The organism is Testudinibacter aquarius (assembly GCF_004342725.1).
Lineage (GTDB): Bacteria > Pseudomonadota > Gammaproteobacteria > Enterobacterales > Pasteurellaceae > Chelonobacter > Chelonobacter aquarius.
Map to the genome: position 1 here is coordinate 271,629 of NZ_SMCP01000003.1, position 21,101 is coordinate 292,729.

Sequence of the window (21,101 nt, forward strand, 5' to 3'; positions counted from 1 at the left end):
GCACCGCACTTTAGGGTCTGCTTGATGAGAATACTATCTTAAATGCAATAATCGGCATAATCGATCGGATCGACCTGTTGCAAAAACTGTTTGGTACGCTCGTGTTGCGGACGACTGAAAAATGCTTTCGCCTCACCTTGCTCCACCACTTTGCCTTGATCGATAAACATCACCCGATCTGCCACCTCTTGCGCAAAACGGATTTCGTGGGTGACGATCACCATCGTCCAGCCCTCTTTTGCCAACAATTTCAACGTTTGCAACACTTCGTTGACCAATTCCGGATCCAGTGCCGATGTCGGTTCGTCCAGCAAAATCACCTCCGGCTGCACCGCTAATGCGCGTGCAATCCCAACTCGTTGCTGCTGTCCGCCGGACAACTGTGACGGATAGTAATCCAATTTATCGCCCAATCCGACCTTTTCCAGCAACGTTTGCGCTGCCTGCCGTGCCAGCGCCGGATCTTTTTTCTGCACCACAATCAAGCCTTCCATCACATTTTCCACCACCGTGCGGTGCGGAAACAGATTATGCTGCTGAAATACCATCGCAGTACGGCGGCGCAGTTGCAATGTCTGCTGTTTGCTGATTTTGTGTGAAAAATCAATCTGCAAAGTGCGGTCGCTGAATTCAAGCACACCCTGATCCGGCGTTTCCAACAGATTCAGACAGCGCAGAAAAGTGGTTTTGCCCGATCCTGACGGCCCGAGAATCGCTATTACTTCACCTTTTTGTATTTGTAAATCAATCCCTTTCAGCACTTCAATGCCGTGAAATCGTTTATGAATATCTTTTACCTGTAACATCAAGATCCTTAACCATAGCGAGAGAAGTGCTTTTCCAGCCTGCCTTGCAGCAATGACAGCGAGAAGCAGATAACCCAGTAAATCAACGCTGCTTCACTGTAAATCCAGAGAAATTCATAGGTGGTGGCGGCAATGTTTTGTGCCTCACGAAACAGCTCGGTCACCAACACGGTGGACGCCAATGAGGTATCTTTGACCAAGCTGATAAAACTGTTAGACAGCGGTGGCACCGAAACCCGCATCGCCTGTGGCATAATGGTGCGGCGGAAAGTCTGGGCGTAGCTCATGCCAATTGAATACGAGGCTTCCCATTGCCCTTTCGGGATCGACAAAATAGCAGCACGCAGCGTTTCAGAAGCGTAAGCACCGATATTTAATGAAAAAGCGATCACCGCTGATGGAAACGGATCCAGCTTCACTCCAAGATTCGGTAAACCATAGAAAATAATAAACAGCTGCACCAGCAACGGCGTGCCACGAATCGCAGAGACATAAACCCGTGCCAGATAATACCCGAGCGCATAAAATGGATTAGTACGTGGAATCACCCGAATCAGCGCAATAAACACGGCAATCAACATGCCGAACAAAAACGACAACAACGTCAGCGGAACGGTGTTAAAAATCGCTCCACGCAGCATGGGCAAAAAAGCGTCGATCAGCATCGACGCTTGTTGTTGATCTAAAAACGGCAATGCTGACAGCAGATTATTCAGTAACGTCATCGCCAAACCACTGGACAGAAAGGGCTTTTAAACTTCCATCACCGCGCATATCATTCAAAGTGCGGTTGAACTCCGCCACCACCTCATCGTTACCTTTCAAAAAGACAAAGCCGGAGCCAATTTTATTGTCATCGCGGTAAGCAATTTTTAAACCGGAATTCGGTTGCTGTTTCAAATAATCTAAAATTGCCAATTGCCCGTTCAACGTTAAATCGGCACGTTTTTGTTTCACCAATTCCAGCGCCTGCGCCATGCCTTCGACCGGTAAGATCTCAGCACCGTTTTCCTTTGCCAGCACATAGTAGCTGCTGTTGATGCTTTGTGCAGATTTTTTGCCTTTGACTTCATCAAGTGCGGTTAAATTGGGTGTTTCGACCGGCGTCACCACCACCGAGCGCTCGAAATTATACGGTTCAGACAACAAATATTTCTGCTGGCGCTCCGGATTACTTAAGTCCACTTGGTTGGCAATAATATCAAAACGTTTAGCATTTAAACCGGCAAACATCGCATCCCACTGCGTTTCAAAAAACTGCACTTCCAATCCCAAACGTTTTGCTACTTCACGAGTGACTTCCACATCAAAACCGGTCAAATTGCCATCTTTATCATGAAAAGTAAACGGTGGATAAGTTCCTTCGGTGCCGACACGCAATATTTTGCTGCTTGCCAACGTTTCTGCCAATGTCGCTTCTTTTGCTTCGGTCTTAGCTGCAGTTGATTTACCTTGATCACAGGCACTCAAGCCCAGCACGGCAACTGCCATGGCAATCATAGCAAACCATTTTTTACTTAACTTCATTTTTTATTCCCACTGTGTTTTAAAATAGTGCTTTAGTATAATAGATTGCCGAAAACGCTACCATAATTACATCTGATAAATTATAACTTCCAGCGATAAGCATTGTCGAAACCTCAAACACAACCCTAAAAATTCGCCTCGGCAATTGCTGTTCTGAAAAAACGCTTTATTTCCGCGCCGCAACTATTTATACTATCATTCTAGTGCCCATCAGGAACTAGAATTATGCAAACTCGCTCATTTAACAATAACCGCACTTTTGTCGCCAATAAAACCGTTATGCGATCTCTGCATAACCTATTGTCGTTATTGTTATCTGATCAACAAATATCCTCCGCCAGTGGGGATTTTTTTTGCCCGCAATTTAGCTCCGCAACTTTACGCACCATTCGATTGATTCCTATTTTGACAGCTAATTTATGGAGTAACCGCAATGCAACACGTTCGTACGTTTAATACCTATATTCGCGATGAAATTATCAAAAAAGGCGGTTGGGTCAACTCTCACGCCCACGCCGACCGCGCTTTCACCATGACGCCGGAAAAAATTGATATTTACCGCACTTGCAATCTGCAACAAAAATGGGATTTAGTCGACGAAATCAAACGCAACTCCAGTGTCGACGACTACTACGCCCGCTTTTGCCAAGCGATTGAGATGATGATTCAACAGGGCGTTACGGCATTTGGTACCTTTGTGGACATCGATCCGGTCTGTGAAGACCGAGCGATTATCGCCGCCCACCGTGCACGTGAAATGTATAAAAACGATATTATTCTGAAATTTGCCAACCAAACGCTGAAAGGTGTAATCGAGCCAACCGCACGCAAATGGTTTGACATCGGCGCCGATATGGTGGATATGATCGGTGGCTTGCCGTATCGTGATGAACTGGATTACGGACGCGGTGAAGAAGCATTTGATATTTTGATGGATGCCGCCAAATCACGCGGCATTATGTGCCACGTTCACGTTGATCAATTCAACACACCGCGCGAAAAAGAGACTGAGATGCTGTGCGACAAAACCATCGAACACGGTATGCAAGGGCGGGTTGCCGCCATTCACGGCATCTCCATTGGCGCACATCCTAAAGAATACCGCTATCGGCTATATGAAAAAATGCGTCAAGCGCAACTGATGATGATCGCCTGCCCGATGGCATGGATCGACAGCAACCGTAAAGAAGACTTAATGCCGTTCCACAACGCTCTGACCCCAGCCGATGAAATGATTCCGGAAGGCATCACCGTCGCCATCGGCACCGACAATATCTGTGACTACATGGTGCCGTTGTGCGAAGGCGACATGTGGCAAGAGCTCAGCCTGCTCGCCGCCGGCTGCCGCTTCCCGGATATCGAAGCGATGATCAACATCGCCAGTGTCAATGGGCGTAAGGTGCTGGGGTTGGATTAAAAATTTGGTGGTATCCTGAAAAGGATACTGCTGAAAAAAGCAAGAGGTAATGAGGTAATGAGGTAATGAGGTAATGAGGTAATGAGGTAATGAGGTAAAAAATAGCATGCTTTTATATCTTATTCTTCGTCCAGCAACGACCAAGTCGTGCCGGGTGTGCGATTTTTCTTTTGTTCTTCTCGAAACGTTTCCCATTCTTTTTTGGTGTATGCTTTTCCTTCGTGGATTTTGTAGGGTTGATTTATTATCGGACTATCATCCTTCATTTCTATTAATGTATTGGAATCAATTTTATCCCAATTAGCAAATTCCAAACCTGTTATTTGATTATCAATTATCACATTCTTTAAATCCTCTGAAACAAATAAATAACCGGAATCTATTTTTACTCTGAAAATGCTTTTTATTCCACTTGTTATAAAATATGGAACTATTATCATCTCTCCGTCTTTAATAGATTTATCAAAATCCATACAATCGTCTGAATAAATGTTTATTTTACAGAAATAGTATATTCTTATTTCGGTTTTACTTTTTATGGCAAATGGAAACCAATTGATATAATTAGCATCACTGACAAAGGAATCAACTATACCCTTCAGTCTTTCAGAGAAAAGGGGAATATCAAGGTCATTAACCAAAAAATCAGGAAATTTGCCATCCCTTAGTTCCATTGTCAGTGGTTCCCATAGGTCAGGGTTATTTACATTTTTTATTTCTTTGGGAGAAATGTCGGGTTCAGAAAATACGAAGCCATAGGGTACATCATCATAATCCTCACTTTTTATTATAAAAAACACATTTGCTTGACTCATATCACATATATTTTAAGAAGCATGCCAGTTTCCAAAACCAACACCTGTTACCCCTGATTTTTCAAGAATATCTTTTAATTTTTCAGAAATGAAGACATAACTAGGGTAATCCTCTAACGTGAATATGTCTTTATCTTTAACCACATCGTAATTGAAATGGGGTGAATAGATTTCTCCATCTCTTAATTTTCTTGATTTTTCGTAATTAACCGCCACATTTTCTTCGAATGCTTTTTCAATCAAAATAGCATAATAAGGGGTTATCGTTTCCCCATCTCTTGCTTTTACGGGTATCCACGTTATTTCAGAACTGTTATTGGCATGCTTTTCTATCACATCTCTCATCTTAGCCGAACATAATGCCCAGTTACAATCGTTATCCAGATAATCAGCCAACTTGCCATACTCTGTCCAAAATATTGGCACTTCCCAATTTTTATCTTCTTCGCCTTCTTTTAAAGGTTGACCTTGGTATATCTATATCGAATCCACTTCATCAGGAGACTCAGCATATCCATAGCTGTCTTTTTCGTAATCTTCATGTTCCCTTAAGGAGTAAATGTTCTTTTTCATTTCTAAATATATTTTATTTCCAACCTGATTTTCTAAGTATTTCAGGGTTTTTTCTAACAGGGTCTTTCACATTTTTTTCAAACAATTCTAAGAATTTACCTTTGTTTTTTTTCCAGCTTTTTCTTTTCACCTTATTTATCTCTTATTCTTCGTCCAGCAACGACCAAGTCGTGCCGGGTGGGCGGTTCTTTGAACGAGGCAAATCACCTTGTGGATTATCGGACTCACTATCTTGGTCAGGAATATTATCCTCGCCTACATACTGCTTTATTAACTCAAAATATTTTTCATCCTGTTCTTCAAATATTTCATTTCCTTCAAGCATATAAGCACTCATCAAAGCATCTTTTGCCTTTTCCTTATCATCCAATTCATAATAGGATTGTCCAAGACCTAACCACACATAACCGTTATCCAGTGCGTCCGGACATTTCAAAGCTTGATTATAGCTATCATTTGAAACTTCATATTCTCCCAAATTAAAATAACAATCGCCTAATGCTGTATAGAGATGCAGTGCTATTTCCCAATCTGCTTTAGGGTTGGGTACTTTATCTAACCCACGTTGGTAATTGACTAACGCCGTTTTGAAGTGTGTCTTTTCGGATAAGTCATCACCTCTTTCCAAATCATCCATTATGGAATCATATAGCTCATCTGATAATTCGTGCATACCTTATTGCTCTTTAATATACTTGTCAGGATTTTTGTAGAAATCTATGTATTTTTCAGGTTGTTCTCTGAATATTCGCAATCCTGTTTTTTTTACAGCTGCTTTAAAATTATTTAGAGATTTATTCCAATCTTTTGATTCAAAATATACTATGCCTCTCAAAAACTCCCAGTCGCCCATTATTTCTTTATTTTTTACATAATCTCCAAGTTTTTCGACCCACATAATTGCGTTTTGATAATCTTCTATTATTAAATATTTTTCAATCATCCATTCTATTACATTTGAATAATCGCCATAATCTCCTTTTGGATCAGGAAATATTCCCAAGCACTCTTCATACTTTTTTAAAGATTCATCATATTTTTTATTCAAAAATAATTCATACGCTTCATCTGTCATTTTATCAAATAATTCGTACAAGTGTTCAGGTAAATCTTTGTACATTTCAATTTTTTCAGTCATTTTATTTATTATTTTATGGGTGGATTAAATAAATATCCGTATTTTTTTCCTATATGTTTTGCGTAATCCAAAATACTTTGCTTTGTCGGAGATGTTCCCGACTTCTTATATAGGTCGTAGAATCTATTCCAATCTTTTCTTATTTTATTCAAGTGTGTCCTTCAGTTCCATTTCTTGTTATTTAAAATTCATAGGGGAATAATACAATCCTTTAATCTTATGTTTTTTGAGCAACCGATACAGTTTTTGGGAAATAATAACCTCTCTATTTGTTATTCCTCCGGAACCAAAATATTCTTGGGTAACAAAAAAATCGAAATCTCCCGGATTACTGTCAAAGCTTGGATAATAATCATTGTCAAATAATATATATTTTTTAATCCCCCAACTCTCTACTTCTTGTATTTCGTTGATTTGTTCTTGCTTTATATTCAGGTTTGCTTTAGCTATTCCTTGAGGTACAAGCTGGACTACAGTTTTTAACTCTTTCTTTGTGTTATATTCCAATACCGGCATACATTTTATTCCCAAGGGTTGAAATATTTCCTGATAGACCTCGGGCTTTGCAAAAATAAAATCTGAAATCCAATGAGCTGACCCAATCGATGAACGCCCCCAATTCGGCTCTTTTTTTAGCCTAAAGCCACCTATTTGCTTACCTTTTAACACACCATATTCAAGGTCTGTTTTTGCTATTTCAAAAACATCTTTAAGATATGGATAAATATCAAAAGGATATTCGTATTCGGCATCTTCTGGCTGAGGGTAGCCAAATATCTTGGTTGGACTTATATTTAAATATACTGCCTTTTCCCTGTCAGACTCAGAAAATTCTGTTTCTGGATAACTTCCCATACCCCATTCAATTACCAATTTTTCAATTTCTGCAAAGTGAATATTGTCTTCATAAAGATAAAAATTATCATATCCAACCTCTACTTCAATTCCTAATTTTTCCAATATGAATACTTGTTCTTTATCAAAACTGTTTGTAATTCTATATTTTATTTTCATAACCCTAAAGCTTTTAAAATTTCTGGATAATTTTTATATATTTCTTTTGCCATTTCTTCTCCTTTAATAGGACTTAAATAAGTTCATCCCAAGCAATTATTACTTTTCTTATTTCAGTTCCTGGTTTTAGATTTTTTATACGTCTTTGAATCTGAGTTTCCATGCTTCTATAGATACTTTTATCTAGCCCTTTCATATTCGGGTGGTATCCTGAAAAGTATGCGGCTGAAAGAAGTAAGAGGCGATGAAGTAAAAATAGTATACTGTGATTATGAAGGCACAAATACTATTATCCTTATTCTTGCTGATTCCCCCTCATCCGCCCTTCGGGCACCTTCTCCCATCAAGGGAGAAGGATTATAATTTCATGAGCCATTAATAAATTAACATTAAAAATCACCAACAAAAATGCCCAATCAGCTTCGCCAATAAATCTCTAGTCGGTTGCACATATTTCGTTTCCAAAAACTCATCCGGTTGGTGCGCCTGTTCGATCGAGCCGGGGCCGAGGATCAAAGTTGGGCACAGCTGCTGAATAAATGGCGCTTCAGTACAGTAGTTGACGGTTTGCGCGGTTTCTCCCAGCAGTTTTTCCACCACCTGTACCACTTGCGCCGAATGCGGGCATTCGTAGCCGGGAATCGGTTCGTAAAGTGCGGTTAGGGTCACACGATCGCCCCAACGTTCGATTAACGGTTGCAGCGCTTGCTGCATCATCTCGTTCAGATCTTTCAATTCCAGATTCGGCAACGGACGCACGTCGAATTGCAGTTCGCAGCAGGCGCAAATCCGATTGAGGGCATCGCCACCGTGAATATTGCCCAAGTTCATGGTCGGATACGGAATCACAAACCCGTCGTGGCGGTATTTTTCACGCAGCGTATCACGCAGTCCAATCAGATGCGTGGTCGCTTGATGCATAATTTCAATCGCATTGATCCCTTTGTCCGGATCGCTGGAATGCCCCGATTTGCCGATCACCCGCACCGCATTGCCCATATAGCCTTTGTGCGCGCGGATCGGTTGTAATCCAGAGGGTTCGCCGATAATCGCACAGTCGGGGCGAATATGCGCATGTTTAGCAAAGGTGCGGGCGCCGAGCATGGTGGTTTCTTCATCGGCGGTGGCAAGAATACGCAGCGGTTTTTTCAGTTGGCTCAGATCCAAATTCGCCACCGTATCCACCACAAAGGCGAAGAAGCCTTTCATATCCGCCGTGCCCAAGCCGTAAAATTTGCCGTCTTGTTCGGTCAGTTTGAACGGATCAAAACTCCAGCGCCCGGCATCAAACGGCACGGTGTCGGTGTGTCCGGCCAGCAGCAGTCCACCCTCGCCCTCACCGTAACTCGCCAGTAGGTTGTATTTATCGCGCGTCCCTTCCACCGCGATGATGTCGGTTTTAAAGCCCAGCGTTGCCAACCAATCCGCCAGAGTTTCGATCAAAGTGCGGTTGGATTGATCCTGCTCCGCCTCCAAACTGCTGATGGTCGGCAAACCGATTAAAGTGCGGTATAACTCGAGAAAGTGCGGTATTGACATATTTTTTCCTGATAATAGGGGGATTAACTTCAATAATTATGCAAAATTATGCATAATTAATCATTCTTAAACTTTATTTAACGTGGTGCAAATCATGTATAAATCACATACAATAGCTTTAACTTTTTGCCACTTATAAGGATTAGCCTACCCTATGTCAAAATTAAAAGCCATCATTGTCGGTGCCAGCGGTTACACCGGTGCCGAACTTGCCCTGATCTTAAACCGTCATCCACAGTTTGAACTGAGCGGCTTGTATGTTTCAAGCAACAGCGCCGATGCCAACAAACCGATTTCCAATCTGTATCCGCAGCTGCGCAGTTTGGTCGATCTGCCGTTGCAGCCGTTGCCTGCCGACAACGCCGAAATCGGCAACTTGGCACAGCAGTTTGATACGGTTTTTTTGGCTACCGCACATGAGGTCAGCCACGACTATGCGCCGATTTTCCTCAATGCCGGCTGCCAAGTGTTCGATCTGTCCGGGGCATATCGGGTAAATAACGCTGAATTTTATACCCAATATTATGGCTTCCAACACCAACATCCGCAACTGTTGCAAAGTGCGGTTTACGGCTTAGCGGAATGGAACCACGAACAGATCAAACAGACCGATTTGGTGGCGGTTGCCGGCTGCTATCCGACCGTGTCACAACTGAGCCTGAAACCGCTGCTGGAAAATGATTTGATTGACCGTTCCCAGCTGCCGGTGATTAATGCCGTCAGCGGTGTGAGTGGCGCCGGACGCAAAGCCAATCTGACCAGCAGTTTCTGCGAAGTCAGTTTGAACGCTTACGGCGTATTTAACCACCGCCACCAGCCGGAAATCGCCAACCATTTGGGCTGCGACGTGATTTTCACCCCGCACTTGGGCAATTTCAAACGTGGCATTTTGGCGACCATCACCGCCAAACTGAAAGCCGGTGTCAGCGCCGAGCAAGTGCAAGCGGCGTTTGAGCAAGCCTATCACGGCCGCCCATTGGTGCGCTTGTGCGGTCGTCATTTTCCGGCAATTAAACAGGTGGAATTCACCCCGTTCTGTGATATTGCCTTTGCCGTCAAAGATCAACACATTATTATCGTCGGTGCAGAGGACAATTTGCTGAAAGGCGCGTCGGCACAGGCGGTGCAATGTGCCAATATCCGTTATAACTTCCCGGAAACCGCCGGATTATTTTAATAGGAGCAGCTGATGAGAGCCTTAGTCTTAAAAGTCGGCGGTGTGTTGCTCGACACGCCTCAAGCCATGGATAACCTGTTGACCGCACTTCGCCACTATCGCCAACAACACCAGCGCCAAATCGTGATTGTACACGGCGGCGGCATTGTGGTGGATAACTTGATGAAAAAGCTGAATTTGCCGGTGGCAAAAAAGAACGGTTTGCGCATCACGCCGAGCGATCAGATTGATATTATCGTCGGCGCACTGGCCGGTATTGCCAATAAAACCCTGCTGGCAAAAGCCTTAAGCATGCAGCTGAATGCGGTCGGGCTGTTTCTGGGCGACGGCAATATGACCGAAGCGCAGCCGTTTGATGAGGAGTTAGGCCACGTTGCTAATGTGACTGCCAATGATCCAACGCTATTGACACAACTGTTACAAGCGGATTTTCTGCCGATTATCAGCTCAATCGGTTTGGACAAACAAGGGCGCTTGATGAACGTCAATGCCGATCAAGCGGCGATTACCATCGCCAAATTGATCGATGCGGATCTGGTGATGTTGTCCGACGTGGACGGTGTATTGGATGCCAATAAGCAACGGATTGCGCAACTCGACAGCACGCAAATCGCCCAGTTGATTGCAGACCGGGTGATCACCGACGGCATGATCGTCAAGGTCAATGCAGCATTGGAAGCGGCAAAAGATTTAGGTCGTGGCGTGGACATCGCCAACTGGAAACATCCCGACAAGCTGACCGCCCTGTTAAGCGGCGAAATTGTCGGCACACGGATTTGTCCATAGACAACACATAGACAACAAATGCGGGGCGGATTAAAAAGCTCAACGTCTTGTTACTAAAAAACTAAAAATTTAAACAACAAAAGAGGAATTTTATGGCACTTTGGGGCGGGCGCTTCACGCAAGCGGCGGATCAGCGGTTTAAACAATTTAACGATTCATTGGTGTTTGACTACCGCTTGGCGGAGCAGGATATCGAAGGTTCAATCGGTTGGTCGAAAGCCTTGACTGCCGTTGGGGTTTTAACTGCCGCTGAACAGCAACAGCTGGAACAAGCGTTGCAAGCGTTGCACGCCGTGGTTGCCGCCGATCCACAGATTATCCTGCAAGACGATCATGAGGATATTCACAGCTGGGTCGAGAGCAAACTGATCGAAAAAGTCGGCGACTTAGGCAAAAAATTGCACACCGGCCGCAGCCGTAACGATCAAGTAGCATTGGATATCAAACTGTGGTGTAAACGGCAAGTCACCGAACTGCAAAAATCCATCCGCCAGCTGCAACACAAGCTGATCGCGACCGCCGAAGCCAATCAAAGTGCGGTGATGCCCGGTTACACCCACCTGCAACGGGCACAGCCGGTCACCTTTGCCCATTGGTGTCTGGCGTATTTCGAAATGTTAGAACGGGACTATTCACGCCTTGCTGATGCCTATCAACGCATGAACAGTTGTCCGCTCGGCTGCGGAGCGCTGGCCGGCACAGCCTATCCGATTGACCGCGAGCAGTTGGCGCTGGATCTCGGTTTCGCCTCTGCCACCCATAACAGTTTGGATACGGTGTCCGATCGTGATCACATCATAGAACTGCTGTCTGCCGCTTCGTTAAGCATGGTGCATCTTTCCCGTTTCGCCGAAGATTTGATTATTTTCAACAGCGGCGAAGCCAATTTCGTCGAGCTGTCGGACAAAGTCACTTCCGGTTCATCGTTAATGCCGCAAAAGAAAAATCCGGATGCCTGTGAATTGATTCGCGGCAAAACCGGGCGTGTGGTTGGGGCGTTAAACGGCATGTTAATGACGGTCAAAGGTCTACCGCTGGCGTATAACAAAGATATGCAGGAAGACAAAGAGGGTATTTTTGACGCACTGGATACCTGGCACGACTGTTTGGATATGGCAACATTGGTGTTGGACGACATTAAAGTCAACCGTGAAAAAACCCAAGAAGCCGCACTGAAAGGCTACTCCAATGCCACCGAATTAGCGGATTATCTGGTCGCCAAAGGCATTCCGTTCCGCGACTCGCACCACATTGTCGGCGAAGTGGTGGTGTATGCGATTCAGCAACAAAAAGCCTTGGAAGCATTAAGCCTTGAGGAGTTCAAACGTTTCAATTCGGTCATCGAGCACGATGTTTACCCGATTCTGTCACTGCAATCCTGCCTCGACAAACGCTGCGCCAAAGGCGGCGTTGCTCCACAACGAGTTACTGAAGCGATTGCCGCTGCCAAAGTGCGGTCGGCATAACTTAAAATTCCATTCTCGGTTTAGATAGCGCCATTGATAACAATCAGTGGCGTTTTTTATGCTTTTCTCGTCAAGATTAACGCCTAAAAAGCCGCCAAAAATTGATCACGATCATACTTTGTGTCATGCGTGTAGCATCCCATTTGAAGTGTAAGCTATCTTCACGTAATATTTACAAGTCTGTTCTAAAGATCTTTTCAGCCATAACTTCTATAAATAAGGAATGACCTATGCAATTCATCAAACTGAGTTTAACCGCACTTTGCCTCGGCTTAATCACCGCTTGTGGCGGAAGTGGCGGTGGTGGCGATAACAGTGGCAATACCACAACAACGATCAACGATAATGCCACTTCTCCGACTACCAATGTTGATACCCCGAACACACCTAATACGGAAACCAATAATACTACGGGGCAAGTTTTAAAAATTAAAAATGGAAATGGAGTTATAGAAAACTTAAATACTACTAATTTATCATCAATTATTGTTGATGGTCAGACAATCCATATAACAATCCCAGGGATAAATAGTGGTACTTGGGCAGCACTTAACAATCAAAATACTTGCTGTGGTAGCTATGACTCAGTCAAAATTGGTGGTGTGTTCGGTGTTGAAAATGAATATTTATTCTATAACGGAATCCCAACAAATGTTGCACAAATACCACAAGAAGGTCAAGCCACCTATAAAGGAGAATTCCTTTATTCCTCAGAAGCACAAGGTAGATATGAAACAAGTAGAAATACAAGAGCGGCAACATTTGAGGTTGATTTTGGCAACAAAACCCTGAATGGTAAATTAGATGCCAGTATGACAGCAGTAACCATCGAAGCAAACATTACCGGCAACCAATTTGATGGGAAAGCAATTTCAGTCAATGAAGTTGTAGAAGGAAAAGTGCAGGGACAATTTTTCGGGGAAAATGCAAAACAATTAGGTGGTTTAGCAGCCGCTAATGATAATACCAGTTGGAATGCTGTTTTTGCAGCACAAAAGCAGTAAATCATTTAAATCGCTGACAAACATAACTTAAGAGGAGGCGCAAAGCCCCTCAATTATGCTTAGCCGTGTACGATAAAATCGTGCACGGAACTATCTGCCTTGCACGGTAAGTCATACAAGGCTAAACAACGATTTTTACTAAGGTTTAAAATGAGCATTCTGAATCCCCCAGTGGCTCTTATTTCTGCTATAATTTACCCAAATTTCTAATCAAGTCAATTTATGCCATTTGATAACTCCGATCTCAACCAACACACCGCCAAAATCCACTGGCACGAGCTGCAACCGCACTTTGCGCGCGGGCGGGTACTGTATCTTTCCCCCAGCTTAAATTTGCTGGAAGTGGCGCAAGCGATGTTGCAGGATAACAGTGTTTATATTGCCGAGCTGATCGAACAACAAAAAATCGCACCGGTCAGCGAACAGCAGGCACTGGATTTTTATCAGACCAATCAACAACTGTGGGCAGTGGTGCTGGCGCCGTGGGTGTTGGTGCAGCCGGTGGCGGATAAATCCCCGACGCTACAGTAGGGTCTGTTGATCTTTATTTATAATTTGACGAATAAAGCGTACAAAGCATAGCGCACTTTGTTATGATTAGCCGTAGTCAGTTTGTTTTTTCTTCATTCAGGATAGATTATGTCATTTAACCGCTCTTTCCGTGCTGTTGTTTCCGATTTGGACGGCACATTGCTCACCAGCCAACATATCGTCGGCAGCTACAGTGCCGAAACCCTTAAACGCTTGGAAGATCAAGGGATTGATATCATCTTGGCTTCTGGACGCAACCATATTGACGTTTCACATATTTTGAACAAAATTGAATCTGAACGTGCCGCGATGATCACCTCCAATGGCGCACGAATTCATGATCTGCACGGCAATTTGCTCTACAGCAACAGCTTGCCGGAACAGATTGCGTTTGAGTTGATGAATCTGGAGATTGACCACAATAATGTGATTCTGAATTCCTATCAAGACGACGGGTGGTTTATCAATGTGGATTTAAAACAGTTACGCAAATACCACAAAGATTCCGGTTTTGATTACAACGTGATCGATTTCAGCCGCCATCACGGCAGAGGCACGGAAAAAGTGTTTTTTGTCGGGCGCACTGCTGCCGATTTGGCAATGGTCGAACAACAAATCCGCCAGCGCTATGCGGATCAAGTCAGTATCACCTACTCCACTCCGCAATGCCTAGAAGTGATGAACCAAGGGGTGACCAAAGCCAATGCGTTGGCGCATTTGCTGCAAGATCGCCAATATGCGCTCAGCGATTGCATCGCCTTTGGCGACGGCATGAATGATATTGAGATGCTGAGCGAAGTCGGGCGCGGCTGTGTGATGGGCAATGCCGATCCACGAGTGAAAGCAGCACTACCGCACTTGCAGCAAATCGGACTGAACCGTGATGAATCGGTCGCCGCTTATTTGCGTGCGCTATTTAATTTGGTCTAAGAGGTCAGCATGAAACTTTGGTACTCCACTACTAGCCCGTTTGTGCGCAAAGTGCGGTCAGTGATTGCTTATCATCAACTGGAACAACAAGTTGAGCTGCTGCCGACCGTCGCCGCCAAAGCGGAATCGCCGCACAATCAGGACAATCCGCTCGGGCGTATTCCGGCATTACAAACCGATCAGGGCGAGTGGCTGTTTAACAGCAGCTTAATCGCAGAATATCTCGACAGTCTCGGCAAAAAACCGTCGCTGTTTCCGCAAGGGGAAAACCGCTGGCAGCTGTTGAATTTCCACGCCATCGCCGACGGCATCATGGAAAATACCCTGATGTATTTGGGCGAGCGTATGCTGCGCGATCCGGCAGAGTGGTGGCACAGCCGTCATCAGCAGATGATGGAACGCAATATCCGCTCGTTGCGTTATCTGGAACAACGCTTAGAACAGCTGGGTACGGAACTGAATATCGCCACATTATATGTGGTGTGCGTGATCGATTTCTTCCATTTCCGCCTGAATGTTATCGGCATCAATCCAGCAGAAGTGGTACCGCACTTAGATTGCTGGGCGCAACAGATGAACGCAACCTATCCGTGTCTTGCCAGCACCAAGCCCTATCAAAGCTAGAAGAAAAGGCTAAAAATGCAAACCTTATTATTATTGTGCGGTGGGGCAAGTTTGGGCGCTACGGCACGTTGGCTGCTGGCGTTGTGGCTTAATCCGCTGTTTAATCAAATGGCGCTCGGTACTTGGCTTGCCAACTGCCTCGGCAGTTTGCTGATCGGCATCTTAATGGGCGTATTTCTCAGTTTTCCCACCGTCAGTGCCGAATGGCGGTTGTTTTTAATCACCGGTTTTCTGGGCAGCTTCACCACGTTTTCCTCATTTTCGGCGGAAGTAATCGAAAAGCTGCTGAGCGACAAATGGCTGAATGGATTCGGTGTGGTGTCCGCCCACCTCTTGGGTGCCCTGCTTTGCACCGCACTTGGCTTTTATTTATGGAGATGGCTACACTAGGGTCTGTCTAGACAGACCCAGACTGCTGACAAAAGTTAAAATACACGATTAATATTGTAAAATAGGGGATTATCCCAACAATCCCAGTTGTTGTACGATAAACAACAGCGCAAAGGCGGTTAAATAAATCAAGCCTATGACAGACAGCCAATATAAGCCTTTGCTGATTTTATGCTCGCCTTTTAACACCAGCAATAGATTCAGGGTAGCAAAAATCGGCGTGGTGACAAACGAGGCTATCATCGCAAATTGCAACATCGGCGCCAGTGCATTGTTAAAGAAAAACAACACTGCCAAACCTGCCACCGTGGTGAAAAACATCGACAAGTTCAAGTAACCTTGGCGGGCTTCTTGTTTGTTCAGTAATAAGCGTATGGCTTCCACATTGCTGCGGCTGTAGCCGTCAATCACCGTGATGGTAGTGCCGAACATGCAGGCAAAAGCAATAAAAGCGATCAACAGCCGCGACCATTCACCGATCGTCACCGCATACATATTGATCAATTGAGCAATGTAACGTCCACCGACTTTCTCCACTTCCACACCGGAACCGTATTGCACCAACGCACCTAATGCCAAAAAGACCAGCGCCAATATTGCAGTACCGATATAACCGACGTTGAAATCAAACAGACCGTCACGATAAGAGACTTTAGTCAAGCGGCGCTTTGCTACCACCCACATGGAATTGATCGCAGAAATTTCAATCGGCGCCGGCATCCAGCCCATCAATGCCACAATAAACGCCAACGCACCTAAATTCCATGGCGTTGCTGCTACATAATCCGGCGCAGCCACCGCACCACGCATCATTGCAATCGCTACAGCGGTAATTGTGGCGATGGTCAACGAGATCATAATCAGTTTAGACACACCATCCAACACGCGGTATTTTCCCAACAGCAATAGCAGAAAACTGACGCCCAGCACCATAGCACTTAAGATCGGCACCGGTACGCTAAACGGCAATACAAACGTCAAAATCACCGCACATAGTAGACCAACCGCTGCTGTGTTTACCACAGTGGCAAAGATATTCAAAATAGTAAAAATCCAAAGATAAAACCGCCCTTTTTGACGATAACCTTCCAACAGCGTATTGCCGGTATCCAACGTATATTGTGCGCCGAAGCGGAAAAACGGGTATTTGAACAGATTAGCCAAAATGATGATGATCGCCAGCTGCCAGCCGTAAATCGCACCGGATTGGGTCGAAGCGATCAAATGCGAGCCGCCGACCGCCGCTGATGCCATTAAAATGCCGGGGCCTAAAGCCTGTAATTTACTGCGGGCAGTCGAGGCTTCTTCTGTTGGTGCTTGCAGTGATTCACTGTTATTTGTCATATTGGTGGTTCCTATTTGTGGTTCTTAAAAATGAATAAAAACCTAAGACTAAATCTGCCGTGTTATTTACCATTCAGCACGTGCCAAACTTAGTTTTAGGTTTAGTGCAATAAAAAATCAATTTGAAAAACAATTCAAAAGCCAAAGTAGCGTGTCAGCAAAACGTGACGATTATCTTTTATTTTTATAAAAGCACCGAACATTCTCATCATTTTTGATCTTCAACTTAGAATAAAAAACCAAATTAATTACAAATAATAGCGTAAAATATTTTTTGTTTCTTATTTAAAATTGAACTGTTTTTCAAAAAGATAACCGAGTTTACTGATTATTTAAGGGATTGGCAATCTACTTTAACGATTTCAAAAATCGTTGTCACAAAATAATGACAGCAGAATATGCTTTGAATCAGCACTAACGTCGTAGTTGTTTGAAAATGCCGAACAGTAGCCACAACACCAGCAGCAACAGTAACATTGCGGCAAGTGGCACCCAGATCCAAGTGAAATGCTGCCAAACGGTCAACAAATATTCACCGCCGACGCTGGCACCGAGGTAATAACTGGAGAGGTAAAGTGCGGATGCTAAAGCGCGGGCATGAGTGGCATTTTTGCCGACCCAAGCGCTGGCAAGGGCGTGTGTAAAGAAAAAACCAATGCTACACAACAGCAGCCCGGCGACTAAAATCAGCACGACATCGCTCACCAACAACAGCATACCGAACATGAGGATTAACCAACCGATCAACATGCCGCGCGGCGCATTAAAACGGCGACTGAAACGTCCTGCCATCGAGGCTGCAAAAGTGCCGCTCAAATAGCAAAGAAACAATAGCGAGACCTGAATAGTGCTGAACAGCCAAGGTGCTTGCTGCAAGCGTAAACCGACCACCGAAAACATATTGATGAACATACCGAAACAAATGCCGCTGATTAAAAATGTACGCCACAGCAATGGATTTTTGATATGTCCGCACAAGTTGGCAAGAATGGTGCGAAATGCCAATAACTGTGGTTTGAAATAACGTTCACGCGGCAGATAAAAATAGGTCAGCAACGCACCGGCAAACGTCAAAAGTGCGGTAAACAGCATCGGAGCATTCAACCCGAACCAATCTGCCAATGCGCCACCGAGAATCCTGCCTGAAATACCGCCAATGGAGTTTGCCGCAATATAAATCCCGACCGCCGGAATCACAGCCTCCGTTTCAAATTCTTCACTGATATAGGCAATCGCCACCGCCGGCAAGCCTGCCAATGCCATTCCTTGCAAAAAACGCAATCCGATCCAAACCGCAACCGAATCACTGAATACCAAACTGAGAGAAAATAGTGCCGACAAACCTAAGCTCAACAACATCACCAAGCGGCGACCGTAGCGATCGGCAAGCAGCGCCCAAGGGATCAAAAACAGGCTCATACCTAGCGAGGCAGCAGCAAAAATCCAGTTTGCTGCATTCAGAGAGACGGCATAACGCTCAGCAAACAGTGATAATAATGGTTGCACGACGTATAAATTACTAAAAACCAAAAAAGACGACAGTGACAGCACCAAAGTCGCCAAAAAATAGTCGCGGGTTTTAATTTTTATCATCGTATTTTCATTTTTGTAACAGAATGGTTACATTCTAATCTAACCTGAGGTTAGCACAAGATATTGATCACAAAAATGCTGTCCGGCGCAAATTTTTCTTTATCAAAAGCCCAAATCCTCTTACTCTATTCCATCTGCTAATTTCTATTCAAACTATTCAACTATGTTACTGACAACGCTTTATATTATCGGTATCACCGCCGAAGCGATCACCGGTGCTTTGGCCGCCGGAAGGGAAAAAATGGATCTGTTTGGGGTGATTATTATCGGTGCGGTCACCGCCATCGGTGGTGGTTCCATCCGTGATATGCTGCTCGGACACTATCCGCTCGGTTGGGTGGCACATCCCGAATATATTATGATTGTTGCCTGTGCTGCGGTTTCAACTGTATTTGTTGCACCGCTGATGCGTTATTTTCGTACAGTATTTCTGGTGTTGGATGCGTTGGGGCTGATTGTCTTTTCGATTATCGGCGCCCAAGTGGCGCTGGATATGGGGCACGGCTTGATCATCGCCTCCGTTGCTGCGGTTGTGACCGGTGCCTTTGGTGGCGTGCTGCGTGATCTGCTGTGCAATCGCATTCCGTTGGTGTTTCAAAAAGAGCTGTATGCCAGTGTCGCCTTGCTGACCACCGCAATTTATCTGGGCTTGCCTTATCTAGGCATTTCACACAATTTGGTGGTGATTGTTACTCTAATCAGCGGCTTTGGAATCCGCTTGCTGGCGATTTATTTCCATCTTTCGCTGCCGGTATTCGATTATCAGGAGCAAGCGGAACCGCCTAAACCGCTGTTGGCAAAATGGCGTGAGAACCGAAAAAAATAACACTAGTGCTTGCAATAGGATCAAACGTTAGTTTCTATTGCAACTCTGCCAACATTGCAATAACCATCTCGGAAGATTGCTGTGCCGCTAGCGGTAGAAATTCATCAAACGAGATATGTGAAACTTGATCCGCCACATCTGACACTGCACGCACCACTACAAACGGCAGATCGAATGAGAAGCAGACCTGTGCTATCGCCGCAGCTTCCATTTCCACCGCAACCGCCTCTGGAAAATCGGCTTTAATCCGTGCAATCTGCTGCTGATCGTTACAGAACAGATCACCGCTACAAATCAAACCTTTGACCGCACTTTTGCCTTGTGCCTGAACCACTTTTTGCGCCAATTCGGTTAGTGCCTGATTCGAAGCAAAGGTTGCCGGACAACCCGGCAATTGCCCCTTCGCATAGCCGAAAGCAGTCACATCCGCATCATGGTAGGCGGTTTCAGTAGAAACAATCACATCACCGATAGCCAAATCGGCAGCAATTCCGCCGGCAGATCCGGTGTTGATGACACAATCCGGCTTGGTCAACAAAATCAGCGCAGTTGTTGCCATGGCTGCCGCCGTTTTGCCGATACCGGACTGGACTAGCGCTACATCAGCGCCATGCAAGCTGCCTTGATACAGGGTGCAACCGGCGATCTGGTGTGTGGTCACATCGCTCATTTTATTGCGTAAAATTTCTACTTCTTGCAGCATTGCGCCAACAATTCCGATTTTCATTTTGCTTCCTTGATTAGGGTCTGTTGATGGTTGTTTATTATTACTGTATTTTATTCGAGTTATTCGATGCGTTGGCAAAGGCAGGCGACTGTTGTTGTAAGATCCGTGAAATCAAAAAATCCATCACGGCAAAAGTATAATCGTCATTGTACAAGGTGCTGCTGGTTAATACATATTGCCCGCCAACCACCACAAACGGGCTGGTAAATACCCCATATTTCTCGGTTGCTTCCACCGCCTCTTTGGCTTTTTCAGCGACCGCCTGTGATTTGATCTGCATTAAAAACTGATCCAGCGCTACATTGTGCTTTATCAGCCAGTGATAAAGATTTTCGCCCTCAATCAACGAAGATTTCCCTTGATGCTCAGCCGCGGTATCAAACAACAGCAGCTCCGCCAGATCCTGACGATCCAGATTATTCAAACTATAATAGACATTCGGTCCAAACAACGCATCTTCGGTGGCTATCGGTTGTAAAATCAAGCGAATTTGCTCATCATGCAGCCGTTGATACAAACTTAAATTATCAAACGCCGTCAGACAATAAGCACATTCATAACTAAAAAATAACCTAACCTCGATTCGCCCATCAATCGGAGTGGATTTGATCGGAATCGTATAAGAAAAATAGTCTTTGCCGTCTTGAAAAACAGATTCGTCAACGCTGGCATCAGTATCAGAAGAAATGCCAGGTTCTGTTGGCTCGGCAACCGCACTTTCTGCTGCGCCGCCAACCGATGTCAGATTTTTAGCTGGCTCTGTACCATCTAGCGTCTGTGCCCAAGCTGACGGAAAACATAGTACCAACACTATCCCAAGCTGCCATAGCCGGCTTAGCCAGCTTAGCCGACTTATTCTGTTTTTCATGACCAC

Annotated in this window: 23 protein-coding genes; 10 read left to right on the forward strand and 13 right to left on the reverse strand. The window is 44.8% G+C overall.

Going from position 1 to position 21,101, the window contains the following annotated elements; translation table 11 throughout:
• Positions 1–38: 38 nt before the first annotated feature.
• From EDC16_RS04740 to EDC16_RS04750, 3 genes are read right to left on the reverse strand one after another with little or no spacing between them, the layout of a single operon-like run.
• Positions 39–806 carry an amino acid ABC transporter ATP-binding protein gene (locus EDC16_RS04740; protein ID WP_132965920.1) on the reverse strand — a complete coding sequence of 256 codons (768 nt, stop codon included), beginning with the start codon at positions 804–806 and terminating at the stop codon, positions 39–41.
• 8 nt (positions 807–814) lie between these two features.
• Complete coding sequence (locus tag EDC16_RS04745; protein ID WP_132965922.1) at positions 815–1,531, reverse strand: amino acid ABC transporter permease; 717 nt, start codon at positions 1,529–1,531, stop codon at positions 815–817.
• Complete coding sequence (locus EDC16_RS04750) at positions 1,515–2,297, reverse strand: transporter substrate-binding domain-containing protein (RefSeq protein ID WP_416069084.1); 783 nt, start codon at positions 2,295–2,297, stop codon at positions 1,515–1,517. The genes EDC16_RS04745 and EDC16_RS04750 overlap by 17 nt, the downstream gene beginning before the upstream one ends.
• Positions 2,298–2,766: 469 nt before the next feature.
• Between EDC16_RS04750 and EDC16_RS04755 the strand changes: the two genes are divergently transcribed.
• On the forward strand, positions 2,767–3,750 hold the full coding sequence (locus EDC16_RS04755; RefSeq protein ID WP_132965925.1) for an amidohydrolase family protein: 984 nt from the start codon (positions 2,767–2,769) through the stop codon (positions 3,748–3,750).
• 119 nt (positions 3,751–3,869) lie between these two features.
• On the opposite strand, the gene EDC16_RS04760 is transcribed toward EDC16_RS04755, so the two are convergent.
• The 6 genes from EDC16_RS04760 to argE form a co-directional block, all read right to left on the reverse strand.
• Entirely contained in the window at positions 3,870–4,565 is a 696-nt protein-coding gene (locus EDC16_RS04760) for a hypothetical protein (RefSeq protein ID WP_132965927.1), read from the reverse strand.
• Positions 4,566–4,577: 12 nt separating this feature from the next.
• Positions 4,578–4,961: an imm11 family protein gene (locus tag EDC16_RS04765; RefSeq protein ID WP_198362756.1), complete on the reverse strand. Its 384-nt coding sequence runs from the start codon at positions 4,959–4,961 to the stop codon at positions 4,578–4,580.
• A 319-nt stretch (positions 4,962–5,280) separates the two neighbouring features.
• Complete coding sequence (locus EDC16_RS04770; protein ID WP_132965928.1) at positions 5,281–5,811, reverse strand: tetratricopeptide repeat protein; 531 nt, start codon at positions 5,809–5,811, stop codon at positions 5,281–5,283.
• A 3-nt stretch (positions 5,812–5,814) separates the two neighbouring features.
• A complete protein-coding gene (locus EDC16_RS04775; RefSeq protein ID WP_132965930.1) occupies positions 5,815–6,276 on the reverse strand; it encodes a hypothetical protein in 462 nt (153 codons plus the stop codon).
• Between the two features lie 177 nt (positions 6,277–6,453).
• Positions 6,454–7,290, reverse strand: coding sequence for a hypothetical protein (locus EDC16_RS04780; RefSeq protein WP_132965932.1), 837 nt, complete (start codon positions 7,288–7,290; stop codon positions 6,454–6,456).
• A gap of 396 nt (positions 7,291–7,686) precedes the next feature.
• A complete protein-coding gene (argE, locus tag EDC16_RS04785; protein ID WP_132965934.1) occupies positions 7,687–8,829 on the reverse strand; it encodes an acetylornithine deacetylase in 1,143 nt (380 codons plus the stop codon).
• 154 nt (positions 8,830–8,983) lie between these two features.
• On the opposite strand from argE, the gene argC reads away from it, so the two are divergent.
• The 8 genes from argC (at position 8,984) to EDC16_RS04825 (ending at position 15,737) form a co-directional block, all read left to right on the forward strand.
• Positions 8,984–10,006 (forward strand): N-acetyl-gamma-glutamyl-phosphate reductase, encoded by a 1,023-nt coding sequence (gene argC, locus EDC16_RS04790; RefSeq protein WP_132965936.1) that lies wholly within the window; start codon positions 8,984–8,986, stop codon positions 10,004–10,006.
• 12 nt (positions 10,007–10,018) lie between these two features.
• A complete protein-coding gene (gene argB, locus EDC16_RS04795) occupies positions 10,019–10,792 on the forward strand; it encodes an acetylglutamate kinase (protein ID WP_165894192.1) in 774 nt (257 codons plus the stop codon).
• 92 nt (positions 10,793–10,884) lie between these two features.
• Positions 10,885–12,258: an argininosuccinate lyase gene (argH, locus tag EDC16_RS04800; protein ID WP_132965940.1), complete on the forward strand. Its 1,374-nt coding sequence runs from the start codon at positions 10,885–10,887 to the stop codon at positions 12,256–12,258.
• 230 nt (positions 12,259–12,488) lie between these two features.
• On the forward strand, positions 12,489–13,262 hold the full coding sequence (locus EDC16_RS04805) for a Slam-dependent surface lipoprotein (protein WP_132965942.1): 774 nt from the start codon (positions 12,489–12,491) through the stop codon (positions 13,260–13,262).
• A gap of 222 nt (positions 13,263–13,484) precedes the next feature.
• The gene (locus tag EDC16_RS04810) at positions 13,485–13,793 is read left to right on the forward strand and encodes a DUF2288 domain-containing protein (RefSeq protein WP_132965944.1); all 309 of its coding nucleotides are present in this window, start codon (positions 13,485–13,487) and stop codon (positions 13,791–13,793) included.
• Positions 13,794–13,901: 108 nt separating this feature from the next.
• Positions 13,902–14,723: a Cof-type HAD-IIB family hydrolase gene (locus tag EDC16_RS04815; protein ID WP_132965946.1), complete on the forward strand. Its 822-nt coding sequence runs from the start codon at positions 13,902–13,904 to the stop codon at positions 14,721–14,723.
• Positions 14,724–14,732: 9 nt separating this feature from the next.
• Positions 14,733–15,347 (forward strand): glutathione S-transferase N-terminal domain-containing protein, encoded by a 615-nt coding sequence (locus tag EDC16_RS04820; protein WP_132965948.1) that lies wholly within the window; start codon positions 14,733–14,735, stop codon positions 15,345–15,347.
• Positions 15,348–15,362: 15 nt separating this feature from the next.
• Positions 15,363–15,737: a fluoride efflux transporter CrcB gene (locus tag EDC16_RS04825; protein ID WP_132965950.1), complete on the forward strand. Its 375-nt coding sequence runs from the start codon at positions 15,363–15,365 to the stop codon at positions 15,735–15,737.
• 69 nt (positions 15,738–15,806) lie between these two features.
• Here EDC16_RS04825 and EDC16_RS04830 read toward each other — a convergent pair whose 3' ends face one another.
• Positions 15,807–17,081: an NRAMP family divalent metal transporter gene (locus EDC16_RS04830; protein WP_132965952.1), complete on the reverse strand. Its 1,275-nt coding sequence runs from the start codon at positions 17,079–17,081 to the stop codon at positions 15,807–15,809.
• Positions 17,082–17,495: 414 nt separating this feature from the next.
• On the reverse strand, positions 17,496–18,674 hold the full coding sequence (locus EDC16_RS04835) for an MFS transporter (protein ID WP_132965954.1): 1,179 nt from the start codon (positions 18,672–18,674) through the stop codon (positions 17,496–17,498).
• A 163-nt stretch (positions 18,675–18,837) separates the two neighbouring features.
• Between EDC16_RS04835 and EDC16_RS04840 the strand changes: the two genes are divergently transcribed.
• Complete coding sequence (locus EDC16_RS04840; RefSeq protein ID WP_132965956.1) at positions 18,838–19,500, forward strand: trimeric intracellular cation channel family protein; 663 nt, start codon at positions 18,838–18,840, stop codon at positions 19,498–19,500.
• Positions 19,501–19,534: 34 nt separating this feature from the next.
• On the opposite strand, the gene mtnN is transcribed toward EDC16_RS04840, so the two are convergent.
• Positions 19,535–20,227 carry a 5'-methylthioadenosine/S-adenosylhomocysteine nucleosidase gene (gene mtnN, locus EDC16_RS04845; RefSeq protein WP_132965957.1) on the reverse strand — a complete coding sequence of 231 codons (693 nt, stop codon included), beginning with the start codon at positions 20,225–20,227 and terminating at the stop codon, positions 19,535–19,537.
• Between the two features lie 40 nt (positions 20,228–20,267).
• Positions 20,268–21,095, reverse strand: coding sequence for a thioredoxin domain-containing protein (locus tag EDC16_RS04850; protein ID WP_132965959.1), 828 nt, complete (start codon positions 21,093–21,095; stop codon positions 20,268–20,270).
• Between the last annotated feature and the right edge of the window lie 6 nt (positions 21,096–21,101).